Annotated in this window: 19 protein-coding genes, 1 rRNA gene and 1 pseudogene; 17 read left to right on the top strand and 4 right to left on the bottom strand. The window is 73.7% G+C overall.

Going from position 1 to position 24,273, the window contains the following annotated elements:
• The first annotated feature begins 184 nt into the window (after positions 1-184).
• The 3 genes and pseudogenes from rrf (at position 185) to AC07FJ_RS25070 (ending at position 2,391) form a co-directional block, all read left to right on the top strand.
• Positions 185-301, top strand: a 5S ribosomal RNA gene (gene rrf / locus AC07FJ_RS25080).
• A gap of 134 nt (positions 302-435) precedes the next feature.
• Positions 436-1,359 (top strand): annotated as a pseudogene (locus AC07FJ_RS25075) (tetratricopeptide repeat protein); the annotation flags it as partial.
• Between the two features lie 261 nt (positions 1,360-1,620).
• Positions 1,621-2,391, top strand: a complete 771-nt coding sequence (locus AC07FJ_RS25070; protein ID WP_479051533.1) for a tetratricopeptide repeat protein — start codon at positions 1,621-1,623, stop codon at positions 2,389-2,391.
• Between the two features lie 48 nt (positions 2,392-2,439).
• On the opposite strand, the gene AC07FJ_RS25065 is transcribed toward AC07FJ_RS25070, so the two are convergent.
• On the bottom strand, positions 2,440-3,732 hold the full coding sequence (locus AC07FJ_RS25065; RefSeq protein ID WP_479051519.1) for a DUF1015 domain-containing protein: 1,293 nt from the start codon (positions 3,730-3,732) through the stop codon (positions 2,440-2,442).
• 70 nt (positions 3,733-3,802) lie between these two features.
• Here AC07FJ_RS25065 and AC07FJ_RS25060 point away from each other — a divergent pair, with 70 nt between their 5' ends.
• The 4 genes from AC07FJ_RS25060 (at position 3,803) to AC07FJ_RS25045 (ending at position 8,331) form a co-directional block, all read left to right on the top strand.
• Positions 3,803-4,906 carry an HAD-IIA family hydrolase gene (locus AC07FJ_RS25060; protein ID WP_479051518.1) on the top strand — a complete coding sequence of 368 codons (1,104 nt, stop codon included), beginning with the start codon at positions 3,803-3,805 and terminating at the stop codon, positions 4,904-4,906.
• 520 nt (positions 4,907-5,426) lie between these two features.
• Complete coding sequence (locus AC07FJ_RS25055; protein WP_479051532.1) at positions 5,427-6,440, top strand: FecCD family ABC transporter permease; 1,014 nt, start codon at positions 5,427-5,429, stop codon at positions 6,438-6,440.
• Between the two features lie 20 nt (positions 6,441-6,460).
• The gene (locus tag AC07FJ_RS25050) at positions 6,461-7,474 is read left to right on the top strand and encodes a FecCD family ABC transporter permease (protein ID WP_361422439.1); all 1,014 of its coding nucleotides are present in this window, start codon (positions 6,461-6,463) and stop codon (positions 7,472-7,474) included.
• A 35-nt stretch (positions 7,475-7,509) separates the two neighbouring features.
• Positions 7,510-8,331 (top strand): ABC transporter ATP-binding protein, encoded by an 822-nt coding sequence (locus tag AC07FJ_RS25045; RefSeq protein ID WP_479051517.1) that lies wholly within the window; start codon positions 7,510-7,512, stop codon positions 8,329-8,331.
• Here AC07FJ_RS25045 and AC07FJ_RS25040 read toward each other — a convergent pair.
• Positions 8,320-8,667 carry an SCP2 sterol-binding domain-containing protein gene (locus AC07FJ_RS25040; protein ID WP_361421709.1) on the bottom strand — a complete coding sequence of 116 codons (348 nt, stop codon included), beginning with the start codon at positions 8,665-8,667 and terminating at the stop codon, positions 8,320-8,322. The genes AC07FJ_RS25045 and AC07FJ_RS25040 overlap by 12 nt on opposite strands.
• A 42-nt stretch (positions 8,668-8,709) precedes the next feature.
• On the opposite strand from AC07FJ_RS25040, the gene AC07FJ_RS25035 reads away from it, so the two are divergent.
• The 8 genes from AC07FJ_RS25035 (at position 8,710) to AC07FJ_RS25000 (ending at position 17,113) form a co-directional block, all read left to right on the top strand.
• Positions 8,710-9,084 (top strand): hypothetical protein, encoded by a 375-nt coding sequence (locus AC07FJ_RS25035; RefSeq protein ID WP_479051516.1) that lies wholly within the window; start codon positions 8,710-8,712, stop codon positions 9,082-9,084.
• Between the two features lie 7 nt (positions 9,085-9,091).
• Positions 9,092-9,907: a TlyA family RNA methyltransferase gene (locus tag AC07FJ_RS25030; protein WP_479051515.1), complete on the top strand. Its 816-nt coding sequence runs from the start codon at positions 9,092-9,094 to the stop codon at positions 9,905-9,907.
• Positions 9,904-10,830: an NAD kinase gene (locus AC07FJ_RS25025; RefSeq protein WP_468297691.1), complete on the top strand. Its 927-nt coding sequence runs from the start codon at positions 9,904-9,906 to the stop codon at positions 10,828-10,830. Before AC07FJ_RS25030 ends, AC07FJ_RS25025 begins: the two co-directional genes overlap by 4 nt.
• A 213-nt stretch (positions 10,831-11,043) precedes the next feature.
• Positions 11,044-11,937 carry an NAD(P)-dependent oxidoreductase gene (locus AC07FJ_RS25020; protein ID WP_479051514.1) on the top strand — a complete coding sequence of 298 codons (894 nt, stop codon included), beginning with the start codon at positions 11,044-11,046 and terminating at the stop codon, positions 11,935-11,937.
• A 130-nt stretch (positions 11,938-12,067) separates the two neighbouring features.
• Positions 12,068-13,786: a DNA repair protein RecN gene (gene recN / locus AC07FJ_RS25015; protein ID WP_479051531.1), complete on the top strand. Its 1,719-nt coding sequence runs from the start codon at positions 12,068-12,070 to the stop codon at positions 13,784-13,786.
• 183 nt (positions 13,787-13,969) lie between these two features.
• Entirely contained in the window at positions 13,970-14,725 is a 756-nt protein-coding gene (locus AC07FJ_RS25010; protein WP_479051513.1) for a hypothetical protein, read from the top strand.
• 90 nt (positions 14,726-14,815) lie between these two features.
• Entirely contained in the window at positions 14,816-15,913 is a 1,098-nt protein-coding gene (locus AC07FJ_RS25005) for a glycosyltransferase family 4 protein (RefSeq protein WP_479051512.1), read from the top strand.
• Between the two features lie 234 nt (positions 15,914-16,147).
• Positions 16,148-17,113, top strand: coding sequence for a YihY/virulence factor BrkB family protein (locus AC07FJ_RS25000; protein WP_479051511.1), 966 nt, complete (start codon positions 16,148-16,150; stop codon positions 17,111-17,113).
• A gap of 81 nt (positions 17,114-17,194) precedes the next feature.
• Here AC07FJ_RS25000 and AC07FJ_RS24995 read toward each other — a convergent pair whose 3' ends face one another.
• A complete protein-coding gene (locus tag AC07FJ_RS24995; protein ID WP_468297765.1) occupies positions 17,195-18,853 on the bottom strand; it encodes a PucR family transcriptional regulator in 1,659 nt (552 codons plus the stop codon).
• 160 nt (positions 18,854-19,013) lie between these two features.
• Between AC07FJ_RS24995 and AC07FJ_RS24990 the strand changes: the two genes are divergently transcribed.
• Both AC07FJ_RS24990 and AC07FJ_RS24985 read left to right on the top strand, forming a co-directional pair.
• Positions 19,014-20,555, top strand: coding sequence for an APC family permease (locus tag AC07FJ_RS24990; RefSeq protein ID WP_479051510.1), 1,542 nt, complete (start codon positions 19,014-19,016; stop codon positions 20,553-20,555).
• A gap of 105 nt (positions 20,556-20,660) precedes the next feature.
• On the top strand, positions 20,661-22,292 hold the full coding sequence (locus AC07FJ_RS24985; RefSeq protein ID WP_479051509.1) for a flavin monoamine oxidase family protein: 1,632 nt from the start codon (positions 20,661-20,663) through the stop codon (positions 22,290-22,292).
• Positions 22,293-22,320: 28 nt separating this feature from the next.
• Here the strand turns inward: AC07FJ_RS24985 and AC07FJ_RS24980 are convergent, their stop codons facing one another.
• Positions 22,321-24,126: a glycoside hydrolase family 15 protein gene (locus AC07FJ_RS24980; protein ID WP_479051530.1), complete on the bottom strand. Its 1,806-nt coding sequence runs from the start codon at positions 24,124-24,126 to the stop codon at positions 22,321-22,323.
• Positions 24,127-24,273 lie beyond the last annotated feature (147 nt).

Genomic DNA, 24,273 nt, shown 5'->3' with positions numbered 1-24,273 from the left:
GGTTGATAGGCCGGATATGGAAGCCCAGTAATGGGTGGAGTTGACCGGTACTAATAGGCCGAGGGCTTGTCCTCAGTTGCTCGCGTCCACTGTGTGGTTCCCGGGTTGCGAACAGTCGCACCGGTTGAACCAGTTTCACTTACTTAATTGAAGAGTGTGCTTGTTCGCTAGAACCCGATAGGGTTTCGGTGGTCATAGCGTTAGGGAAACGCCCGGTTACATTCCGAACCCGGAAGCTAAGCCTTTCAGCGCCGATGGTACTGCAGGGGGGACCCTGTGGGAGAGTAGGACGCCGCCGAACAATCTTTCAAGGACCCTTGGTCCCAGCGTGCATGCTGGGACCAAGGGTCCTTTTGTAATTGTGCGGGATTTTCCCGAAGCGTGTCGGACGGCCGACTGCGCGAGAATGACTGCGGTACCCGAATGACAGGAGCCATGCCCATGTCCACCAACTCCTCCGACGATCGTCCGGAGCGCGAGCCGCGTCGCAGGGACGGTGGCGAGCGGGGCGGCTTCCGGCGCGATGACCGCGGGCCGCGTCGTGATGACAACCGTGGCGGCGGCGGTGGCTTCCGCCGCGACGAACGACGCGATGACCGCCCGGCGTTCCGGCGGGATGACCGGCGTGACGCTCCGCGTGACGACCGTCGCGACGACCGTGACCGTGGGCCCCGTCGTACCGACGACCGGGGCGGCTTCGGGCGCCGTGACGACCGGGGCGCGGCGCGTCCTTCCGGCGGTGGTTTCCGCCGTGACGACCGACGGGATGAGCGTCGGGACGACAACCGTGGCGGTGGCGGTGGCTTCCGCCGCGACGACCGCCGTGACGACCGGGCGCCGCGGCGCGAGGACAACCGCGGTGGCGGCTTCCGTCGTGACGATCGGCGGGATGAGCGTCGGGACGACAACCGTGGCGGTGGCGGCGGTTTCCGCCGGGACGACCGGCGTGACGACCGGGCGCCGCGGCGCGAGGACAACCGCGGCGGCGGCTTCCGCCGGGATGACAACCGTGGTGGTGGCTTCCGTCGTGATGACCGCCGTGACGATCGGCCGGCGTACCAGCGCGATGACAATCGCGGTGGCGGTTTCCGTCGTGACGACCGGCGCGATGACCGACCGGCGTACCAGCGCGATGACAACCGTGGCGGTGGCTTCCGTCGTGACGACCGGCGAGACGAGCGCCCGGCGTTCCGTCGCGACGACCGCCGTGATGCTCCGCGCGACGACCGCGACCGTGGCGGGTTCCGTCGCGATGACCGGCGTGACGACAACCGTGGCGCCGGTTTCCGTCGGGACGACCGGCCGGCGTTCCCCAGGGACGACCGGGCTCCGCGGCGTGACGACCGGGACCGTGGTGGGTTCCGTCGCGATGACCGGCGCGACGACCGCGACCGTGACCGCGGCACCTTCCCGCGCGACGACCGCATGCAGCGGCGGGACGACCGGCGCGATGACCGTCGTGACGACCGGCCCGGGTTCCGGCGGGACGACCGGGCGCGTGGGCCCCGTCGGGATGACCGGCGTGACGACCGGCGTGGTGGCGGCGGTGGCGGCTACCGGGGGCGGGACGACCGCGGTGGGTTCCGGCGCGAGGACCGGGACCGGGAGCCCATCAAGCGGCTGCCCATCCCGGCGGACGTCACCGGCGACGAGATCGACAAGGACGTGCGGCAGGAGCTCATGAGCCTGCCGAAGACGCTCGCCGAGGACGTCGCCAGGAACCTCGTGATGGTCGCCAAGCTCATCGACGAGGACCCGGAGCAGGCGTACGCGTACTCGCGCATCGCGCTGCGGCTCGCCTCGCGCGTGGCCGCGGTGCGGGAGGCCGCCGGCTTCGCCGCGTACGCCACGCAGAAGTACGCCGAGGCCCTGGCCGAGTTCCGGGCGGCGCGGCGGATGACCGGCAGCGTGGAGCTGTGGCCCGTCATGGCGGACTGCGAGCGTGGGCTGGGCCGGCCGGAGCGGGCCATGGCGATGGCCGGTGAGCCCGAGGTGCAGAAGCTCGACAAGGCCGGCCAGGTCGAGATGCGGCTCGTGGCCGCCGGGGCCCGCCGGGACATGGGGCAGCTCGACGCCGCCATCGTGACCCTGCAGAGCCCCGAGCTGGCCTCGAACTCCATCCAGCCGTGGACCGCGCGCCTGCGGTACGCCTACGCCGACGCGCTGCTGGAGGCGGGCCGCGAGGACGAGGCGCGGGAGTGGTTCGCCAAGGCGCTGGAGGCCGACAAGGACGGCAGCACCGACGCCTCCGACCGGCTCGCCGAGATGGACGGCGTCGAGTTCGTCGACGCAGCCGTGACCGACGAGGACCTCGACGAGGACGCGGAGAACGACGCGGACGAGCCGGACGCCGAGGACGACGGGGACGGCGACCAGAGCGACCAGCGCTGATGACGAAAGGGCGGCACCCCATCCCGGGGTGCCGCCCTTTTTCGCGTTTCAGCCCAGTGTGAGGCTGCGGAGCACCAGGCCCGTCGCGGGCTTCGGGCCGAACGACGTCGACTTGCGGGGCATCGTGACGCCCTGGCGGGCGAGGTCGCGTACGACCTCTTCGCGTACCGGATGCATCAGGACCGCCGTGCCGCCGCCTCGACGGGCGGCGAGGGTGACGGCGGCCTCGGTGTCGTGGATGTACGCGATGTGTTCCGGCGTGTCCGGGACCCGCCAGATGTGGTCGATCAGGGTGGCGTGCAGGACCGTGGCGTCGAGCGTGCGCCATGCCTCCGGGCGGTCGGCGGGCACCGTCCGGGCCAGTAGGGCGGGGTCCGGGCGGTCGATGAGGTGAAGGCGGCCGTCGTCGCCGGTGAGGAGGAAGGCGTTGCCCTCGGCGGCGGCGGAGGCGAGGGCCTCCATGGCCGCCGGAAGCGGGGTTCCTTCGTCCAGGGTGCGTATCCGGAAGTGGGCGTCGAGGGCGGCGAGCGCGTCGGTGACGGGCAGGCGGTTCAGCAGGCGGTGGATGGCGCGGACCTGGAGAGGGTAGCGGGCCGTGTCGACGAGGAGGACCAGGCCGTAGTTCCAGGGGCCGGGGGAGGGGTGTTCCTCGCGCAGGCGCAGATAGGTCGCCCAGCGGTGGTGGCCGTCCGCGATCAGGGCCTGGTGCTGGGCGAGGTCGGCGGCGATGCGGTCCATGTCGGCCGGGTCGGTGATGGCCCACAGGCGGTGGCTGAAGCCGTCCTCCGTGGTGGTGGCGAGGAGGGGGGCGCGCAGGGTGGTGCGTTCGATGACGGCGGTCGCGCCGGTGGCACTGCCGTTGCCGCGGTAGGTGAGGAGCAGGGGCTCCAGGTTGGCGGCGGTCGTGCGCATCAGGGCCGCGCGGTCCTCGATGACGTGCGGCATCACGTCCTCGTGCGGCAGGACGACGCCCTCGGCGGGGGCGGAGAGCTCCAGGGCGCCGATGAGGCCGCGTTGGAGGAGGTCGCCCTTGCGCTGCTCGTACACGTACAGGGCGGGCTCGGTCTCCGGGGCGAGGACGCCGTCGGCGAGCCACGCGTCGAGGGTCTCGGCGGCCTGGCGGTGGCGGGCGCCGTTGGTGGCGGCCTGCGGGAGGATCAGCCGGACGATGTTGTGGGGGTCGGCCGACTCCAGGTGGTTCAGGCCGTCGGGCCGTACGACGACGTCGTACGGCGGGGAGGTCACCGCGGCGAGGCTGCCGACCCGTTGGGCGTCGTAGCGCAGCCCACGGAAGGGGAGCAGGTGCAGACCGTCGTTGGCCGCAGGACCTGTGCTGTTCATCCCAGCATCGTATGTGGGACGCGCCATGAGCGATGATCGAGGGAGTGGATTCGCAGGGAGGACGACGGACATGGCGCAGCAGCGGCACGGCGACGGCACGGACGGAACGGACGGCACGGACCGGGCGGCGCAGGCTCCGGCGGCCGGGGCGGCCCGGACGCGGCCGAGCGGAAGCGCGACCGCGCTGAGCGAGGCGTACGACACCGCGCTGCTGGACCTGGACGGGGTGGTGTACGCGGGCGGAGAGGCGATCGCGTACGCCGTCGACGCGTTGGAGGCGGCACGGGCCGGTGGCATGCACCTGGCGTACGTCACCAACAACGCGTTGCGGACCCCGGAAGCCGTGGCGGCGCACCTGACGGAGCTGGGCGTGCCGGCGGAGGCGACGGACGTGGTCACCTCCGCGCAGGCCGTCGCGCGGCTGATCGCCGAGCAGGTGCCGCAGGGGTCGCGGGTGCTGGTGATCGGCGGTGAGGGGCTGCGGGTCGCGCTGCGCGAGCGCGGGCTGGTGCCCGTGGAGTCCGCGGACGACGACCCGGCGGCGGTGGTGCAGGGGTACGGGGGGCCGGAGCTGCCGTGGGGGCGGTTCGCGGAGGCGGCGTACGCCGTCGCGCGCGGGGTTCCGTGGTTCGCGTCCAACACCGACCTCACCATCCCCGGCCCGCGGGGCATCGCGCCCGGGAACGGCGCGGCGGTGGAGGTCGTCCGCATCGCGACGGGCGCGGAGCCGCAGGTCGCCGGCAAGCCGCTGACGCCGATGCACCGCGAGACGATCCTGCGGACGGGCGCGGAGCGTCCGCTGGTGGTCGGGGACCGGCTCGACACGGACATCGAGGGCGCCGTCAACGGGGGCGTGGACTCGCTGCTCGTGCTGACCGGCGTGACCGACCCGGCGCAGCTGCTCGCGGCCGTGCCGGAGCACCGGCCGACGTACGTGGACGCGGATCTGCGAGGGCTGCTCACCGGGCAGCCCGAGGTGACGGGGTCGGCGGCGGACGGGTTCGCCTGCGGGGACTGGACCGCGTCGGTGAGCGGGGGCGGCGCGCTGGCCCTGGAGGGCGAGGGCGAGAACCTGGACGGGCTGCGGGCCCTGTGCGCGGCGGCGTGGGCGCAGGCGGGTGCGGGTGCGTGCGGGCTGGACGCCGGGAAGGCGCTGGCGCGGCTGGGGTGGTGAGGGTTCGTCAGGGGAACGATCCCTCGCGGGGCGGGCGGTCGCGTGAGCGGCCGGACGTGGGACCGGGGCTCTTCGGCGCGGCCCCGCCGTGGCCCGCCGGTCCGGGTGGTCCGGTCGGCGGCCGTTCGTTGTTCCGGTGGTCCGGTGGTCCGGTGGTCCGGTCGGCGGCCGTTCTTCGTGCCGCCGGTGGTCCGGTGGCCCGGTCGGCGGCCGTTCGTTGTTCCGGTGGCCGGTGGTCCGGCCGTCGGCCGTTCTTCGTGCCGCCGGTGGGACGGTGGTTCGGTCGGCGGCCGTTCGTTGTTCCGGTGGTCCGGGGGCCCGGTCGGCGGCCGTTCTTCGTGCCGCCGGTGGTGCGCCGGTTCCGCCGTGCGTCCCTTCCGTCTGTTTCCAGGCGTTGGTTCCGTATTCCCCTCGGCTGCCACGTCGCGGCTGTGCAGGTCAGGGGGCTGGTGGCGAAAGGAGGATAGGCTAACCTAACCGGGTGTTGGTCGAGAGTCCTTCCGAAGTGAGCGCGGAGCCGATACCCGCCGCCCAGCCGCGCAGGCGCCATTCGGTGCGTGCGCTGGGGCTGCTGGGGGCCGTCGGTGTCCTGCTGCTGGTGTGTGTCGCGAGCATCGTGATCGGTGCCAAACCGGTTCCCGTCGGGGATGTGTGGCACGGCGTGTTCCATAACTCCGGTACCGGCAACGACGTCGTCATCGCCGAGCTGCGTGTGCCGCGCACCCTGATGGGACTGCTCGTCGGTGTCGCGCTCGGGCTGTCCGGGGCCGTCATGCAGGCGCTGACCCGCAACCCGCTCGCCGAGCCGGGACTCATGGGCGTCAACGCGGGCGCCGCCGCCGCCGTCGTCACCGCCATCAGCTTCTTCGGGATCACCTCCCTGTCCGGGTACGTGTGGTTCGCGTTCGCCGGGGCGGCGCTCGTCTCCGTCGTCGTGTACGTCCTCGGCGGCAGCCGCAGCGCCACGCCCGTGCGCCTCGCGCTCGCCGGGACCGCCGCCACCTTCGCGCTGTACGGCTACGTCAACGCCGTACAGCTGCTGGATTCGGCGGCGCTGGACCGGCTGCGGTTCTGGACCGTGGGTTCGCTGGCCACCGCCGACATGGCGACCGTCGGCAAGGTCGCGCCGTTCGTCGTGGTCGGGGTCGTCCTCGCGCTGCTGATCGCGCGGCCGCTCAACGCCATGGAGATGGGCGACGACACCGCCCGCGCGCTGGGCGCGAACCTCAACCGCACGCGCGTGCTCGCGATGGTCGCGGTGACGCTGCTGTGCGGCGCCGCGACCGCCGCCTGCGGGCCCATCGTCTTCGTCGGGCTCGCGGTGCCGTATCTCGTACGGGCGCTCACCGGCCCGGACATGCGGTGGATCCTGCCGTACGCGGCCGTCCTCTCGCCGGTGCTGCTGCTCGGCGCCGACGTCATCGGGCGGGTCGTGGCCCGGCCGGCCGAGCTCCAGGTGGGCATCGTCACCGCGGTCATCGGCGGGCCCGTCTTCATCCACCTCGTACGCCGCAAGAGGATGGCCCAGCTGTGAAAGCGACACGCGTGATACGCATGCCCGGCGGGCTCTCCGTACGGGTCGAGCCGCGCGGCCTCGGCGTCGCCCTCGGCCTGCTCCTGGTGACGCTCGCGGCCGGCGTCGTCCTCATCGGCAGCGGTGACTTCCCCCTCGCCCCCGGCGACGTCGTCGCCACGCTCCTCGGCGACGGCACGGTGGTGCAGGACTTCGTCGTGTGGGACCTGCGGCTGCCGCGCGTCCTCGTGGCGGTCCTCGTCGGGGCGGGGCTCGGCCTGGGCGGCGCGGTGTTCCAGTCCCTCACCCGCAACCCGCTCGGCAGCCCCGACATGATCGGCTTCGGGCAGGGTGCGACCGTCGGCGCGCTCACCGTGATCGTGCTCTTCGACGGCGACTCCGCCGCCGTCGCGGCCGGGGCCGTCGTCGGCGGCCTGCTGACCGGCGCGGCCGTGTACCTGCTCGCCTGGAAGCGGGGCGTCCACGGATTCCGGCTCGTCCTCGTCGGCATCGGTGTGGCGGCCATGCTCACCGCCGTCATCCACTACCTGATCACCAAGGCGAACCTGGTGGACGCCACCCGCGCCACCGTCTGGATGACCGGCTCGCTGGAAGGGCGCGACTGGACCCAGTTCTGGCCGCTGCTCGCCGTGTCCTGCGTGCTGATCCCCGTGGTCCTCGCGTACGGGCGGCCGCTGCGGATGCTGGAGATGGGCGACGACGCGGCGTACGCCCTCGGCGTGAAGGTGGAGCGCACGCGCGTGGCGCTCACGGCCTCCGCCGTCCTGCTGGTCTCCGTCGCCACCGCCGCCGCCGGACCCATCACCTTCGTCGCGCTCAGCGCCCCGCAGGTCGCCCGCCGGCTCACCCGCTCGCCCGGGCCGAACCTGGGCGCCGCCATGCTCACCGGTGCCGCGCTGCTGCTGATCGCGGACTGGACCGCCACGAACGCCTTCGGGGACCGGCAGCTTCCGGTGGGCGTGGTGACCGGCGTCGTCGGCGGCGTGTACCTGCTGTGGCTGCTGGTCACGGAGCGCAGGGCAGGCCGGATATGACCCCCACGAACCACGAGAACGCCAGGAGTACGTCCATGCAGCGCCAGCACCAGCGGCTCAGCGCCGAGTCGGTCACGCTCGCCTACGAGCAGCGGACCATCGCCCGCGACCTGTCGGTCGAGATCCCGGACAACTCCTTCACGGTGATCGTCGGCCCCAACGCCTGCGGCAAGTCGACGCTGCTGCGCGCGCTGTCCCGGATGCTGAAGCCCACCGAGGGCCGTGTGCTCCTCGACGGCCAGGCCATCCACTCCATGCCCGCCAAGAAGGTCGCCCGCACGCTGGGCCTGCTGCCGCAGTCGTCCATCGCGCCCGACGGCATCACCGTCGCCGACCTCGTCGCCCGGGGCCGCTACCCGCACCAGGGGCTGCTGCGGCAGTGGTCCCCGGAGGACGAGCGGATCGTCCAGGAGTCGATGGACGCGACCGGCGTCGGCGAGCTCGGCGACCGGTACGTCGACGAGCTCTCCGGCGGCCAGCGCCAGCGCGTGTGGATCGCGATGGCGCTCGCCCAGCAGACGCCGCTGCTGCTGCTCGACGAGCCCACGACGTTCCTCGACATCCAGCACCAGATCGACGTGCTGGACCTGTGTGCCGAGCTGCACGAGACGCAGGGCCGCACCCTGGTCGCCGTCCTGCACGACCTGAACCACGCGGCGCGGTACGCCACGCACCTCATCGCCGTACGCGGCGGGGAGATCATCGCCGAGGGCCCGCCGAGCGAGATCGTCACCGCGGAGCTGGTCGAGCGGGTCTTCGGCCTGCGCTGCCAGGTCATCGAGGACCCGGAGACCGGGACTCCGCTGGTGGTGCCGGCCGCCCGCAAGGCCCGGGTGGCGCCCGCGCTACAGAAGTGAGCGCAGCCGCAGCACGTCGCGGAAGCCGGCCTCCAGCCTGACGCGGCCGGAGGCCCAGGCCCTGGCGAAGTTCAGCCCGCCGTCCACCAGCGCCACCAGGTCGTCACCGGTCATCGCCAGCCGGATCTCGGCGCGCTCCTGTGGCGGCCCTTCGACCTGGTCGCCGACCTCGATCCGGCCGCCCGCGAGGCGGCCGGTGAAGGTGACGTCGAGGTCCGTGATGTGGCAGCTGAGCGTGCGGTCGAGGGCGGTGGCGTCGCGCACCTCGCCGTTCGCCCGCGTGAGGCTGTCGGAAAGTCTGTCGAGTGCGCTGCGGCACTCCTCGATCGTGGCCATCGCCACCGACCGTACCCCAGCGCTTCGCGGTAGCGTCTGGGCATGAGCGACGTGATGCCCGAGGAGGGGGACCCGGGGACGGCCCCGGCGACGGGCCCGGTGACGCCCGCGCCGGTGGTGACGCCCGCGCCGGCGGAGGCGTACGAGCCCGACGCGCACGACTCCGGCGCGCACGACCCCGAGGCGCAGGACCCGGAGGCGTACGAGCCGGCGGCGCCCGCGCCGCTCGGCGTGGAGCGCGTGCCCACCGGCCATCCCGGGGTCGACGCCGGTCTCGAGCGGCTGGGCGACGCCGACCACCTCCCTGCGGACGGTCACCTCGAGGTGTACGAGGATGTACACAGGGGGCTGCGGGACGCGCTGACCGCGCTCGACGCGCGCCCGCCGATGCCTTCGCCGTACGAACACAGGAGCTGAACCGAACGTGGCAGGAGTCGCACGCCGCCGTCTCGACGCCGAGCTGGTACGCCGCAAGCTCGCCCGCTCGCGCGAGCACGCGAGCCAGCTGATCGCGGCGGGGCGGGTGACCGTCGGCGGCGCCACCGCCACCAAGGCCGCCACCCAGGTGGAGACCGCGGCCGCGATCGTGGTCGCCCAGGACGACACCGACCCCGACTACGTCTCGCGCGGCGGGCACAAGCTGGCCGGGGCGCTGGAGGCGTTCGTACCGCGCGGGCTGAAGGTCGAGGGACGGCGGGCGCTGGACGCCGGCGCGTCCACCGGCGGCTTCACCGACGTGCTGCTGCGCGCCGGGGCCGCGCACGTCGTCGCCGTCGACGTCGGGTACGGGCAGCTCGCCTGGTCGCTGCAGAGCGATGAACGCGTCACCGTCAAGGACCGTACGAACGTACGTGAGCTGACGCTGGACGCGATCGACGGAGAGCCGGTGGACCTGGTCGTGGGAGACCTCTCCTTCATTCCCCTGGGGCTCGTGCTGCCCGCCCTGGTGCGGGTCTGCGCGCCCGACGCCGACCTGGTGCTGATGGTGAAGCCGCAGTTCGAGGTGGGCAAGGAGCGGCTGGGCAGCGGGGGAGTGGTCCGCAGCCCGGAGCTGCGCGCGGAGGCGGTGCGGGGCGTGGCGCGCCACGCCGCCGAACTGGGGCTCGGTGTGCTGGGCGTGACGGCGAGCCCGCTGCCCGGGCCGTCCGGCAACGTCGAGTACTTTCTGTGGCTGCGGGCGGGGGCGCCCGCCCTGGATCCGGCGGATGTGGACCGGGCTGTGGCGGAGGGACCTCGGTGACATCGACGACAGCGGCACCGCAAGCGACGACCGGACGGACCGTCTTCCTGCTCGCGCACACCGGCCGGCCGGCTGCGGTGCGCAGCGCCGAGCTGGTCGTCCTCGGGCTGCTGCGCAGCGGCATCGGCGTACGCGTCCTGGCGGCGGAGGCGGCGGACCTGCCGCTGCCACCGACGGTGGAGACCGTCCCCGAGGCGACACCCGGCGTGCTCGACGGCTGCGAGCTGCTGATCGTGCTCGGCGGTGACGGGACGCTGCTGCGCGGCGCCGAGTTCGCGCGCGCCTCCGGCGTGCCGATGCTCGGCGTCAACCTGGGGCGGGTCGGCTTCCTCGCCGAGGCCGAGCGCGACGACCTCGACAAGGTCGTGGACCGGGTGGTGACACGGGCGTACGAGGTCGAGGAGCGCATGACCCTCGACGTCGCCGTGTACGAGAACGGCGACGTGCTGCACACCGACTGGGCGCTCAACGAGGCCGCCGTCCAGAAGGTGTCGGCCGAGCGCATGCTGGAGGTCGTCCTCGCGATCGACGGGCGGCCGGTGACCGGGTTCGGCTGCGACGGCGTGATCTGCGCGACGCCGACCGGCTCGACTGCGTACGCCTTCTCTGCGGGTGGGCCGGTGATCTGGCCCGAGGTGGAGGCGCTGCTGATGGTGCCGATCGGGGCGCACGCGCTCTTCGCCAAGCCGCTGGTGACCACGCCCGACTCGGTGCTCGCGGTGGAGGTCGAGCCGCACACGCCGCACGGCGTGCTGTGGTGCGACGGGCGCCGCACCGTCGAACTGCCCGCCGGCGCGCGGGTGGAGGTCCGCCGGGGCGCCGTGCCCGTACGGCTGGCGCGGCTGCACCACGCGTCGTTCACCGACCGGCTGGTGGCGAAGTTCGCCCTGCCGGTGTCGGGGTGGCGGGGGGCGCCGCACTAGCGCCTGATCCGGAAGACGGGTCCCAGGGGGCGGCGGCCCTGTCCGGGGCCTGCTCCGGGCCCGTGCCGGATGTCCCGGAGATCGCGGCTCCCGGCTGCGCGGAGGCGTGCCACCGGGGCGGCGGCGGGACTGCCTCGGGCGGGTGTGCGCCGCGCGAGGGCGATGGCGCAGACTTTCGGGCGGGCGCGGTCGTACGAGCGAAGTGAGGATCCGATGGCGAAGGTCGCCGTGGTGGGCGTGGGCATCATGGGCGGGGGCATGGCCGAGAACCTGCTCCGGCACGGGCACGAGGTGGTGGTGTGGAACCGCAGCCCCCGGCGCGTCGAAGGACTCGCCGCCGCCGGCGCGGTGATCGCCGCCACCCCGGCCGAGGCCGCCGCCCGGGCCGACGTCGTCTTCGAGGTGACGGCCGACGACGCCTCGTCCCGGCAGGTGTGGCAGGGGCCGGACGGCATCCTGGCGGGAGCGCGGGAGGACGCGGTGCTCGTCGCCTCGGCGACGCTCTCCGTGGGCTGGGTGGAGGAGTTGGCCGCCGTGTGCGAGCGGCAGGGCGCGGTCTTCTTCGACATGCCGCTGACGGGCGGGGCCGCCGGCGCCAGGACCGGGAACCTGGTGCTGCTCGCCGGAGGGGACGCCTCCCGGCTCCCCGGGCTGCAGGAGGTGTTCGACGCCATCGCCAAGGAGGTCAAGCACTTCGGCCCGGCCGGTGCGGGCACCCGCTTCAAGCTGGTCCTCAACGCCCTCCAGGCCGTCCACCTCGCCGGACTGGGCGAGGCCCTGCGTCTGGCGGAGGCGGTGGGCCTCGACCCGCTCCAGGTCGGGCCCGCGCTGGTGGAGCGCCCCGGCGGTGTGGTCACCCGGCTCGCCTGGGACAGCTACCTCAGCCCGCCGGAGCCCGCCAACTTCCAGGTGGAGTGGGCCCACAAGGACCTCACCTACGCCGCCCGCATGGCCGGGGAAGCCGGTGAGGACCGGCACCCGCTCCTCGACGGCGTGCTGGCGCAGTTCGACGCCGCGCTCGCCGCGGGCCGCGGACAGCGCGACTGGAGCGCGGTCAACCCGGTGCACTCCGGTGGCGCCGCCGGCCCCCGCCACTCCGTGGAGTGACATCCGGGGAGCACGTGGGTTGACCGGGGCCCGGATGACGCGGGCGCGACCTGCGGGATCGGCGACGCGGGGCGGGGGCCGTCGCACTCCGGGCTCCGGACCTCGTAAGGTCTTCTCCGTGCTGGAGGAGATGCGGATACGGTCGCTCGGAGTCATCGACGACGCGGTGGTCGAGCTGTCACCCGGTTTCACCGCGGTGACCGGCGAGACCGGTGCGGGCAAGACCATGGTGGTGACGAGCCTCGGGCTGCTGCTCGGCGGGCGCGCCGACCCGGCCCTGGTGCGGATCGGCTCGCCGTCGGCCGTCGTCGAGGGCCGGATCAGCGTGGCGCCGGGCGACGCCGCGGCGGTACGGGCCGAGGAGGCGGGCGCCGAGCTCGACGACGGCACCCTCATCGTCAGCCGCACCATCTCGGCGGAGGGCCGCTCGCGGGCGCACCTGGGCGGGCGCTCCGTGCCCGTCGGCGTCCTCGCCGAGCTCGCCGACGACCTCGTCGCCGTACACGGCCAGACCGACCAGCAGGGCCTGCTCAAGCCGGCCCGGCAGCGGGGCGCGCTCGACCGGTACGCGGGGGAGGCGGTCGCCGGGCCGCTCGCCACGTACAGCGCTGCGTACCGGCGGCTGCGGGCCGTCTCCGCCGAGCTGGAGGAGCTGACCACGCGGGCGCGGGAGCGGGCCCAGGAGGCCGATCTGCTGCGCTTCGGGCTCGCCGAGATCGAGGCGGTCGAGCCCCGCGCCGGTGAGGACGCCGAGCTGGCCGCCGAGGCCGAGCGGCTCGGCCACGCCGAGGCCCTCGCGTCCGCCGCCGCGCTCGCGCACGGCGCGCTCGCCGGCAACCCGGAGGACCCGGAGGCGGTCGACGCGACCACCCTCGTCGCGGGCGCGGGCCGGGCCCTGGAGGCCGTACGGTCGCACGACCCCGCGCTGGCGGCGCTCGCCGACCGGATCGGCGAGATCTCGATCCTCCTCGCGGACGTGGCGGGCGAGCTCGCCGGATACGCCGACAACCTGGACGCCGACCCGCGGCGGCTGGCCGCCGTCGAGGAGCGGCGGGCCGCGCTCACCTCGCTCACCCGCAAGTACGGCGAGAACATCGACGCCGTACTGGCGTGGGCGGAGGACGGTGTCGCCCGGCTCACCGAACTGGACGGCGACGACGACCGGATCGGCGAGCTGACGGCCGAGCGGGACGCCCTGCGCGACGAGCTCTCCGGGCTGGCGCAGGCGCTCACGGACGCGCGCACCGAGGCGGCGGCGCGGTTCGCCGACGCGGTCACGGCGGAGCTGGCGTCGCTCGCCATGCCGCACGCGCGGGTGTCCTTCGCCATCCGGCAGACCGAGGATCCGGAGGGCGTGGAGGTCAACGGCCGGACGGTGGCGTACGGGCCGCACGGCGCCGACGAGGTCGAGCTGCTGCTCGCCCCGCACCCGGGCGCGCCGCCCCGGCCGATCGCCAAGGGCGCCTCGGGCGGTGAGCTCTCGCGCGTGATGCTCGCGGTCGAGGTGGTCTTCGCCGGCACGGACCCGGTGCCGACGTACCTCTTCGACGAGGTCGACGCGGGCGTCGGCGGTAAGGCGGCGGTGGAGATCGGGCGGCGGCTGGCCAAGCTCGCCAAGTCGGCGCAGGTCGTGGTCGTCACGCACCTGCCGCAGGTGGCGGCCTTCGCCGACCGCCAGCTGCTGGTCGAGAAGACCAACGACGGCTCCGTGACCCGCTCCGGCGTCACCGTCCTGGAGGGCGAGGACCGGGTGCGGGAGCTGTCGCGGATGCTGGCCGGCCAGGAGGACTCCGAGACGGCGCGGGCGCACGCGGAGGAGCTGCTGGCGGCGGCACGGGTGGACGGCTGAGCGGCGCCCGGCGGGGCCTGCGGGTCCCGCCGGGCCCGCCCGGCCTCCTGCCGCGCCGACGACAGGTGCTTCCTTGAACTGAACCGCGTCATGGTGGGTCCTCCTCACGGACCGATCGGTACGTTACAGAGAGTGACAGACGCCACTGACAACGGGCCCTGGCCGGGTCCTAGGCTGGCACTCATGATCGAGAACTTGCGCAGGAGCGCCGTCGCGTTCGGGCTCGCCGCCGGGGCCACCCGTGCCGTCTACGCCGGGCTGCGGCGCCGCCGGGGCGGCGACCGGCGGTGGGAGCGGACCAACTACGCCGGACGGGCCGTCGATCTGTACGCCGGGCCCGCGGTGGCCGTGGGCGCCGCCCTCGGCGCGCTGCCCGCCCCCACGCGCGCCGCCGCCGCGCCGGCCGTTCTCGCGGCCGGGGTCTGCGGCGCGTACGACGACCACAACGGCGACCACCGGCGCGGCTTCCGCGCCCACCTCGGGGCCCTGCGGGACGGGGAGGTCACCAGCGGCGCCGTCAAACTCTTCGGGATCGGGGCCGCCGGGCTCGCCGCGGGCGCACTGCTCAAGGCGCGGCCCGTCGACAAGGTCCTCGCGGGCGTGGTCATCGCCGGTACCGCGCACCTCGTCAACCTCATCGACGTACGCCCCGGGCGGGCCGCCCTCGCCGTGCTCACGCTCAGTACGCCGGGGCTGCTGCGCGGGCCCGAACCGCTCGCCCTCGCGTCCATGGGGGCCGCCGCGGCCATCGTCGGCGACGACCTGGGGGAGCGCACCATGCTCGGCGACGCGGGCGCCCACGCGCTGGGCGCGACGCTCGGCACCGCGATCGCCGCCGCCAACGGCCGGGTGGGGCTGGTGATCCACGCGGCCGGAGTCGTCGCGGCGGCGGTCTACGGGGACCAAGTCAGCCGACGTATCGCAGGTTCACCCATGTGAGTGATACGGGCTGCGGGGTTACGCCACCGGACACGGGAACGGGGCCTCGCTGGTGCCGGAACGCGCGTACGGACTGGCATTCTTGGGCGCGTGACACAGCTGCGTACGGTCCAAGTGCTCGGCGGCGGCAGCGCGGGCAGCAGCGCTCATGTCAGATCACTGGCCGCCGGGCTGGTGGCGAGGGGCGTGCGGGTGACCGTGTGCGCCCCGGCCGAACTCGACCACGACTACGACTACCTCGGCACCGGCGCGCACTTCGTGCCCGTGCCGCGGCGCAGTGACCCCCTCGCCATCGCGGTGCTGCGCGCCGCGTGCGCCGGCGCGGACGTGGTGCACGCGCACGGCGTGCACGCCGGAGTGCGGGCGGCGCTGGCGCTCGGCTCGCAGGCCCAGCAGCGCCGCGGCGTGCCGCTCGTCGTCACTTGGCACACGCGTACGCTCGCGGACGGACCCGCCCGGGCGAGGCTGCTCCGGCTGATGGAGCGCAAGGCCGTGCGAGCGGCGGCCGTCGTGCTCGGTACGTCGTCCGAGCTGGTGGACCGCGCGCGGCGGCGGGGCGCCCGCGACGCCCGCCTCGGTCCCGTTTCGATCCCCGCGCCCCGGCGCGGCTCCGACGCCGTGGACGGCAAGGCCCGCGCGGACCTCGGCGCGATGGACCGGCCGCTGCTCATGGCGGTCGGCGCGCTCGAAGCCCACCGGGGCTACGGCACCCTGCTGGACGCGTCCCGGCTGTGGCTGCGCCACGACCCCGTGCCGCTGGTCGCCGTCGCCGGCGAGGGGCGGCAGCGGGGCGCGCTGCAGCGGCGCATCGACACCGACGGCCTGCCGGTACGGCTGCTCGGGCGCCGCGACGACGTCACGTCCCTGCTCGCCGCCGCGGACGTGGCGCTCCTCCCCAGCCGCTGGGAGGCCCGCGCCCCGCTGGCCCAGGAGGCCCTGCGCCTCGGCGTCCCGCTGGTCGCGACGGCGGTGGGCGGAGTGCCGGAACTCGTTGGCGACGCGGCGGTCCTGGTGCCGTACGGGGACGCGGGCGCGCTGGCCGAGGCGGTGTCGGGGCTCCTCGCCGACCCGGTGCGGCGGGCGGAGCTGGCGGCGGCGGGGCGGGTGCAGGCGGGGACGTGGCCGACGGAGGACGAGACGGTGGTGCAGGTGCTGAGCGTGTACGACGAGCTGTGCGCGGGTTCATGAATACGTAGAGAGCGCCCCTAGAGCCCCTGACGAGGGCGCGCGCCCCCGCTGTGCGCCCCTGCCCTGTGCGCCGCGGGCGGGCGGGGCGAGGGCGGTCCGCACCGGCGGGACGGGCAGGACCGAGGACCGCGTGGGGATACGCCCTCCCCCAGGGGGCACATGGCAGGCACCAATCCATGCGGTGCGGACTGCCGCACGCGGGAAGACTGCCGGCGCCTCGGCGGAAGGGACGACATGGGCACGGTCGTGCATGTGCCGCAGACGCGGGACATGGTCGGGGAGGAGCTCTCCGGTGACGAGGCGTTCACCGCGCTGCGACACTACGGAGGACGCGAGCTGTTCCTCGACGCCTTCGTTCGTTTCCGGTACGCGGACGGCTTCAGCTTCGCCCGTTCCCTGGGGTACCAGGTCGTTCTCGGCATCGTGCCGTTCACCATCGCCCTGGTGGGAGTGGCCACGACCATGCACACGGAGGGCCTCGGGCAGGCCATCGAACTGGCGTTGGCGAGGATCGTGCCGGGAAGCAGTGCGGACCTGGTCCGGCAGGCCCTGAGCGACACCCGGCGCAGCGCCGGGGCGGACATCGCGGGCGCCGTCGCCATGTGGCTGGGGCTCGGTTTCGCCATCCTCAACCTCGCCTCCGCCATGGGGCAGATCGAGCGTGGCTGCAACCGGATCTACGGCATCGAACGCGATCGCCCCTTCCTCGCCAAGTACGGCCGGGGTGTGCTGCTGGCCGTGTGCGCGGGGCTCCCCCTGGGCGGCGGCTTCCTGGCCATCGTCGCCGGCCGGGACATCGGCGAGTCGGTGGTCCAGGCGTTGCACTGGTCCCCGTCGCTGCTCGACTGGTGGCGGCCACTGCACATTCCGGTCGGGGTACTGCTCGCGGCGCTGGCCTCGGCCGTGATCTTCCGCTGGGCACCCCGCCGCGACCAGCCCGGCTACACCTGGCTCGTCTTCGGTTCGGGTGTCCACCTGCTGCTCTGGGTCGTTGCCACCTGGCTGCTCGCCCTCTACATCGGCAGGAGCGGCTCGTTCGGCGCCGTGTACGGCCCCCTCACGGCTTTCGTCGCGCTGCTGCTGTGGGCCAACGTGACCGGCATCGCCCTCTTCCTCGGTATCGCCTTCGCCGCTCAGCTCGAAGCCGCCAGGGCGGGCATCAAGGAGCCGGTCCACCCGGACCCGGGACCCGGCGCCTGACGGTACGCGGCGACTCGGCCGGGCCCCCGCCGGAGGCGCGGGACTCCCCCCGCCCTCGGGAGATGCCGCGCCGGGCCCGCATCAGGAGGTGTGCCGCCGGGCCCGCAGGGCCAGGGAGAGGGCCAGGACCGTCTGGGGGTCGTCGAGGTCCGTGCCCAGGAGGTCGCCTATGCGGGCCAGGCGGTTGTAGAGGGTCTGGCGGTTGAGGTGGAGTTCGCGGGCCGTCTCCGCCTTGCGGCCCGCGTGGGCCAGGTACGTCTCCAGGGTGGGCAGCAGGGGCGGGCGGGAGGTGCGGTCGTGGTCGCGGAGGGGGCCGATCGCGCGGTCCACGAAGGCGGCCAGGGCTGCGCCCTCGCCGTGGTGGCTCAGGCGCCACAGGAGCAGGTCGATGTCGAGGCGCCGCGCGTCGTACCAGGGGCGGTCCGGGAGGCCCTGCGCGGCCGTCGCGGTCTCGGCGGCGTGGCGCAGGCCCGCCGAGGCCGCGGCCCAGTTGCCCGGGACGCCCACCACGACGACCGGCGCCCCGGCGCCCGTGGGTTCGAGGCCCGCGCGGGAGACGCCCGCCCGCAGCGCGGCCGCCACGCGGTCGGCGACCGCCGTGCGCTCGGACTCCGTGCGCAGGCCCAGCAGCAGCGGCACCCGGCCCTCGACCGGGCGGACGCCCAGCAGTACGGGGACGCCCACCGCGCCCAGCTCCTCCAGGACGGCCCGGGTCAGCAGGGACCAGTTCCCGGCGGGCGGCGACGCCGAGGCCAGGCGCATGACGACCGGCAGCAGGGGGCCGTCGCCCGGCTTGAAGCCGAGCACCCGGGCCTGCGCCGGCGCCTCCTCGGCGGGGATCCGGCCCTCCGCGAGGTCCGTCAGGAAGTCGCCCCGGCCCCGCGCCGCGAGCTCCTCCTCCTGCCGGGCCTGCATCAGCACCACCGCCAGGATGCCCGCCGCGCGCTCGGCCGCCATGCGGTGCACGGGGGACAGCACCCCCGAGACGGACAGGATCACCAGCCGGGCCCGGACGGCCGCCGCGCCCGGGCCGCCGCCCGGCACGTCCACCAGCACCGCGCCCGCCGGCGGCTCCGCCTCCCGCGCCGCCCGCTGGCCGCGCAGCCCGTCCCACACCTGCAGCGGATCGGCGCACGAAGGGCCGGACTCGGTCCCGGCGGCGTACAGCAACTGCCCGTCCGCCGTCTCCAGGAAGACCGGGTTGGCGGCGAAGTCGGCCAGGATGGAGAGCACCTGCGGCACCCCGCCCCCGCCCAGCAGCGCCTCCGTGCACCGCCGGTGCACCTCCTCGGCCTGCCGCAGCATCGCGTAGTGGCCGTTGACGATCTCGGTGTGGACCTCCTCCGTGACGGAGACGAAGGGCACCTCCCGGTGCAGCTGCACCAGCGGCAGGCCCGCCGCCCGGGCCGTCTCCACGATCGTCGCCGGCAGTCGCGAGAACCTCGGCCCCAGCTCCACCACCAGCGCCGCGATGCCCCGCTCCGCCAGCCGCCGCACGAACGCGCGCTGCTCGGCCGGGCGCGTACCCAGGCCGAGGCCCGTCGTGAGCAGCAGCTCGCCGCCCTTCAGCAGCGACGCGATGTTCGGCACCTCACCGGCGTGCACCCAGCGCACCGTGCGGTGCAGCCGTTCCGCGCCCGCCACCACCTCCGGCAGGCCACCGCGCAGACCGGGCAGCTCCAGCGCGCGCCGCACGGTGATCCCGCCACCGTGATCGCCCCGGCTGCCCTGACCATCCATCGAGCTCATGCAGCCGGACGCTACCGGCCCCGCCGCCGCGCCGACATCACGCGCCGGTGACGACCTGCCGCACCCCTCGACAAGTCGTCGCCCCGGCACGGCATTTGTATGACCGCATGTCGCTTGTGGCGTACGTCACGTTGGAGGAGGGTCTCCCGGCATGGCAGAGAACCACACCCCCGAAGCGCACCAGGTGCAACGGCTCAAGGCGAACTCCGTCGGACTGGTCGGCGTCGTCTTCATGGCGGTCGCCACCGCCGCACCGATCACCGCGATGACCGGAAACCTCCCCATCGCGGTCGGCTTCGGCAACGGCACCGGCGCCCCGGCCGGTTACCTCTTCGCGACGCTCGTCCTGACCGTCTTCTCCGTCGGGTACGTCGCCATGGCGAAGCGGATCACCGCGGCCGGCGCCTTCTACGGCTACATCTCGCACGGCCTCGGCCGGATCGCCGGCATGGCCTCCGGCATGCTGGCCGTCCTCGCGTACATCGTCTTCGAGGCGTCCATCGTCGGCGTCTTCGCCTACTTCACCAAGACGACCGTCGCCGACCAACTGGGCGTGGACCTCCCGTGGATCCTGTACGCGGCCGGGATGCTCGCGGTCACCGCCGTCCTCGCGTACTTCGACATCAACCTCACCGCCAAGGCGCTCGGGGTGATGCTCGTCGCAGAGATCGCCGTCCTGTTCGCCGTCGCCACGGCGGTGCTCCTCGCGGGCGGCGGCCCCGACGGCATACCCACCGAGCCCATCAACCCGGCCAACGCCTTCACCGGCACCTCCGCCGGACTCGGCCTCTTCTTCGCCTTCTGGTCCTGGGTCGGCTTCGAATCCACGGCGATGTACGGCGAGGAGTCCCGCGACCCCAAGCGGGTCATCCCCCGCGCCACGCTCGTCTCCGTCATCGGCGTCGGCCTCTTCTACATCTACGTGTCCTGGATGACCATCGCGGGCAACGGCCTCAAGGGCGCCGTCGAGGTCTCCGCCTCCGCCACCCCGCTCGACCTGTTCTTCCACCCCACCCAGGCGTACATCGGCGCCTGGGCCGTCGACGCCTTCCAGTGGCTGCTGCTCACCGGCTCCTTCGCCTGCGGCATGGCCTTCCACCAGTGCGCCTCGCGCTACCTGTACGCCATCGGCCGTGAGGGCTTCCTCCACCCCGCCCTCGGCCGTACGCACGCCAAGCACGGCTCGCCGTACATCGCCTCGTACGTCCAGAGCGCCATCGCCGTCGCGCTCGTGGGCGCCTTCTGGCTCACCGGCCAGGACCCGTACATCCACCTCTACACCCTGCTCGCGATCCTCGGCACGATGGCGATCCTCATCGTCCAGACCCTCTGCTCCTTCGCCGTCATCGGCTACTTCCGCAAGAACCACCCCGAGGACCGGCACTGGTTCAAGACCTTCACCGCGCCCCTCCTCGGCGGCATCGGCATGACGGCGGTCGTCGTGCTGCTGGTACTCAACATGGAGACCGCCGCCGGCCTCGCCGCCGACTCCGTCTTCTTCACCCTCATCCCGTGGATCGTCGGCCTCGTCTTCTTCGGCGGCCTCGGTCTCGGCTGCTACCTGCGGGCCAAGCAGCCCCGGCGCTACGAGATCATCGGCCGGATCGTCCTCGAGGACGCGGCCGAGCGCGACGACGAAGACCAGCAGCACGGCGACGAACAGCACGACGGCCGGCCCGCCGCCACCGTCTGAGCCCCCGCCACCGTCTGAGCCCGCGCCACCCCCGCTACCCGCCACCCCCCGCCGTCCGAGTCACCCCGCCACCGTCCGGGCGGATCCCCCCTCCGAGGAGCCCCCATGTCCCGTACGCCCCTGATGCGCGCCCTGCGCGACATCGCCGCCCACCGCGCCGCCGCCGAGCGGCTCGACATGCCCGTCGCCGAAGTCCGCGGCTCCACCCGCCGCCAACTGCTCCAGCGCGCCGCCGCCCTCGGCCTCGCGGCGGGTGTCGGCACCGCCGTGGCCGCCAAGCCGACGCAGGCGCACGCCGCGACCACGGCCGCGACCGCGCCCCGCATCGCCGTCGTCGGCGCCGGCATCGCCGGCCTCACCGCCGCCCTCACCCTCCGCGACGCGGGCCTCAACTGCACGCTCTACGAAGCCAACCCCACCCGCGTCGGCGGCCGCATGTGGACGCAGCGCGACCACTGGGCGTACGGCCAGATCTCCGAGATCGGCGGCGAGCTGATCGACACCAGCCACAAGAAGATCCAGGAGCTCTGCCGCCGCTTCGGCCTGCCCCTGGAGGACTTCCTCGGCGGCGGCCCCACCGGCGCCGAGGAGGTGCTGTGGTTCAACGGCACCTACTACCCGCGCCACCAGGCCGACGAGGACTTCAAGGCGGTCTACCAGCAGCTCCACCGGGACCTTCAGGAAGCCGGCGAGGTGAAGTGGAACCAGACCACTCCGCACGGCACCGCCCTGGACAACATGTCGATATACGACTGGATCGAGAGCCGCGTCCCCGGCGGGCACTCCTCACCGCTCGGCCGCTTCATCGACGTCGCCTACAACGTCGAGTACGGCGCCGAGACCACCGAACAGTCGTCCCTCGCGCTCGTCCTGCTGATGGGCTACCAGACCAACCCGGGCAACTTCAACGTCTGGGGCCTGTCCAACGAGCGCTACCACATCACCGGCGGCAACGACCAACTCCCGCGCGCCATCGCCGCCTCACTGCCCTCCGGCACCCTGCGCATGGGCTGGTCGCTGACGGCCGTACGCGCCAACGCCGACGGCACCCAGACCCTCACCTTCACCGAGGGCGGCACCACCCGCACGGTCACCGCCGACCACACCGTCCTGTGCGTGCCGCTCCCGGTCCTGCAGCGGCTCGACACCACCCAGGCGGGCTTCGACCCGCGCATGCGGGACCTGCTGCGCGACGCGCGCATGGGCCACTGCACCAAGCTCAACATGCAGTTCGGCACCCGCCCCTGGCGCGGCACCGGGCCCTGGCCGGGCGTCTCCGCGGGCGACTGCTTCACCGACACCGACGTCCAGCAGACCTGGGACACCACCAAGATCCAGCCGGGCACGGGCGGCATCCTCATCCAGTACGCCGGCGGCACCCTCGCCAGGACCCTCACCCCGGCCGGGCCGTTCTCCACCGAGTCCGACCCGTACGTCCGCGACCTCGTCGCCCGCCGCCTGCGCGGCATCGACGCCTTCTTCCCCGGCACCTCCAAGGCGTGGACGGGCCGCGCCCAGCTCTCCGCCTGGCACCGCAACCCGTACACGCTCGGCGCCTACTCGATGTGGCCCGTCGGCTACCTGCACCGGTACGCGGGCTACGAGGGCACCCCCCAGGGCCCCGGCGGCCGCATCCACATCGGCGGCGAGCACTGCTCCTACGACTTCCAGGGCTTCATGGAAGGCGGCGCGACCGAGGGTGAGCGCGCCGCCCGCGAGGTGATCGCCGCCTGTTAGCCGCCGACCGGCCGCCGGGCGCCGTACGTCAACCGCCGTACGCGCCCGAGGCCGTCAGCCGCAGTGCCGTGTCGATCAGCGGCACGTGGCTGAAGGCCTGCGGGAAGTTGCCGACCTGGCGCTGCAGGCGCGGATCCCACTCCTCCGCCAGCAGCCCCAGGTCGTTCCGCAGCGCCAGCAGCTTCTCGAAGAGCCGGCGCGCCTCGTCGACCCGCCCGATCATCGCCAGGTCGTCGGCCATCCAGAACGAGCACGCCAGGAACGCGCCCTCGTCGCCGGGCAGGCCGTCCACGCCCTCCTCCGCGCCCTCGGTCGGGTAGCGCAGGATGAAGCCGTCCTCCGTGGACAGCTCCCGCTGGATCGCCTCGATGGTGCCGATGACGCGCTTGTCGTCCGGCGGCAGGAAGCCCATCTGCGGGATCAGCAGCAGCGAGGCGTCCAGCTCCTTCGAGCCGTACGACTGCGTGAAGGTGTTGCGCTCCGGGTCGTAGCCCTTCTCGCACACGTCCCGGTGGATCTCGTCGCGCAGCGCGCGCCACCGCTCCAGCGGCCCGTCCGCGTCACCCGACTCGATCAGCTTGATCGTCCGGTCCACCGCGACCCACGCCATGACCTTGGAGTGCGTGAAGTGGCGGCGCGGCCCGCGCACCTCCCAGATGCCCTCGTCGGGCTGGTCCCAGTGGTCCTCCAGGTAGCGGATCAGCTTCAGCTGGAGCAGCGAGGCGTAGTCGTTGCGCGCCAGGCCCGTCATGTGCGCCAGGTGCAGCGCCTCGGTGACCTCGCCGTACACGTCCAGCTGGAGCTGCGCCGCCGCGCCGTTGCCGACCCGGACCGGGGCGGAGTTCTCGTACCCCGGCAGCCAGTCCAGCTCGGCCTCGCCGAGCTCGCGCTCACCGGCGATGCCGTACATGATCTGCAGGTTCTCCGGGTCGCCGGCGACCGCGCGCAGCAGCCACTCGCGCCAGGCACGGGCCTCCTCGCGGTAGCCGGTGCGCAGCAGCGAGGAGAGGGTGATCGCGGCGTCCCGCAGCCAGGTGTAGCGGTAGTCCCAGTTCCGCACGCCGCCGATGTCCTCGGGCAGCGAGGTGGTCGGCGCGGCGACGATGCCGCCCGTCGGGGCGTACGTCAGCGCCTTCAGCGTGATCAGCGAGCGGACCACGGCCTCGCGGTAGGGGCCCCGGTAGGTGCAGTGCTCGACCCACTCGCGCCAGAACGCGGAGGTCGTCTCCAGCGCGCCCATCGGGTCCGCCAGCGGCGGCGGCGCGTGGTGCGAGGGCTGCCAGCTGATGGTGAAGGCGACCCGGTCGCCCTCCTTGATCGTGAAGTCCGAGTACGTGGTGAGGTCCTCGCCGTGGGTCTCCACCTCGGTGTCGAGCCAGATGGAGTCGGGACCGGCGACGGCGACGGTCCGGCCGTCCACCTGGTGCACCCACGGCACCACCCGCCCGTAGCTGAACCGCATGCGCAGCGCCGAGCGCATCCGCACCCGGCCGCTGACGCCCTCCACGATCCGCACCAGCTGCGGCGCGCCGTCGCGCGGCGGCATGAAGTCGGTGACGCGGACCGTGCCCCGGCCCGGGGTGTCCCACTCGGATTCGAGGATCAGCGAGTCGCCGACGTACCGGCGCCGGTCGGCCGTCGGCGGCTCGCCGCCGTCGGCGTACGCCGGTCCGATCCGCCAGAAGCCGTGCTCCTCGGTGCCGAGGAGGCCCGCGAAGACGGCGTGCGAATCGAAGCGCGGCAGGCACAGCCAGTCGGCCGTGCCGTCCCGGCAGACCAGCGCAGCGGTCTGCATGTCTCCGATGAGTGCGTAGTCTTCGATGCGCCCGGCCACGTGCATCTCCAGTCGAACGGCCACGTTCGCCCCGTGGGGCGCTTACTGGTCTGGGGTGTCAGGGGAGAATGTCAGAGCAGAATACGATGCTGCCAGCTCCTCCGTGTGATCGTCCTGGTGGGGCGTTCGCCTCCATCCAATGTCCTC

Source organism: Streptomyces sp. NPDC045998 (assembly GCF_056430285.1).
Note: the sequence above shows the minus strand (reverse complement) of the source record. Positions and strands in the feature narration are given on the sequence as shown.

What these genes read in the sequence shown, in the direction of transcription:
- AC07FJ_RS25065 (WP_479051519.1), bottom strand. Translation starts at nt 3,732, where the DNA reads ATGAACAGCACAGGTCCTGCGGCCAACGACGGTCTGCACCTGCTCCCC.
- AC07FJ_RS25060 (WP_479051518.1), top strand. Translation starts at nt 3,803, where the DNA reads ATGGCGCAGCAGCGGCACGGCGACGGCACGGACGGAACGGACGGCACG.
- AC07FJ_RS25050 (WP_361422439.1), top strand. Translation starts at nt 6,461, where the DNA reads ATGCCCGGCGGGCTCTCCGTACGGGTCGAGCCGCGCGGCCTCGGCGTC.
- AC07FJ_RS25045 (WP_479051517.1), top strand. Translation starts at nt 7,510, where the DNA reads ATGCAGCGCCAGCACCAGCGGCTCAGCGCCGAGTCGGTCACGCTCGCC.
- AC07FJ_RS25040 (WP_361421709.1), bottom strand. Translation starts at nt 8,667, where the DNA reads ATGGCCACGATCGAGGAGTGCCGCAGCGCACTCGACAGACTTTCCGAC.
- AC07FJ_RS25035 (WP_479051516.1), top strand. Translation starts at nt 8,710, where the DNA reads ATGAGCGACGTGATGCCCGAGGAGGGGGACCCGGGGACGGCCCCGGCG.
- AC07FJ_RS25020 (WP_479051514.1), top strand. Translation starts at nt 11,044, where the DNA reads ATGGCGAAGGTCGCCGTGGTGGGCGTGGGCATCATGGGCGGGGGCATG.
- recN (WP_479051531.1), top strand. Translation starts at nt 12,068, where the DNA reads ATGCGGATACGGTCGCTCGGAGTCATCGACGACGCGGTGGTCGAGCTG.
- AC07FJ_RS25010 (WP_479051513.1), top strand. Translation starts at nt 13,970, where the DNA reads ATGATCGAGAACTTGCGCAGGAGCGCCGTCGCGTTCGGGCTCGCCGCC.
- AC07FJ_RS25000 (WP_479051511.1), top strand. Translation starts at nt 16,148, where the DNA reads ATGGGCACGGTCGTGCATGTGCCGCAGACGCGGGACATGGTCGGGGAG.
- AC07FJ_RS24995 (WP_468297765.1), bottom strand. Translation starts at nt 18,853, where the DNA reads ATGGATGGTCAGGGCAGCCGGGGCGATCACGGTGGCGGGATCACCGTG.
- AC07FJ_RS24990 (WP_479051510.1), top strand. Translation starts at nt 19,014, where the DNA reads ATGGCAGAGAACCACACCCCCGAAGCGCACCAGGTGCAACGGCTCAAG.
- AC07FJ_RS24985 (WP_479051509.1), top strand. Translation starts at nt 20,661, where the DNA reads ATGTCCCGTACGCCCCTGATGCGCGCCCTGCGCGACATCGCCGCCCAC.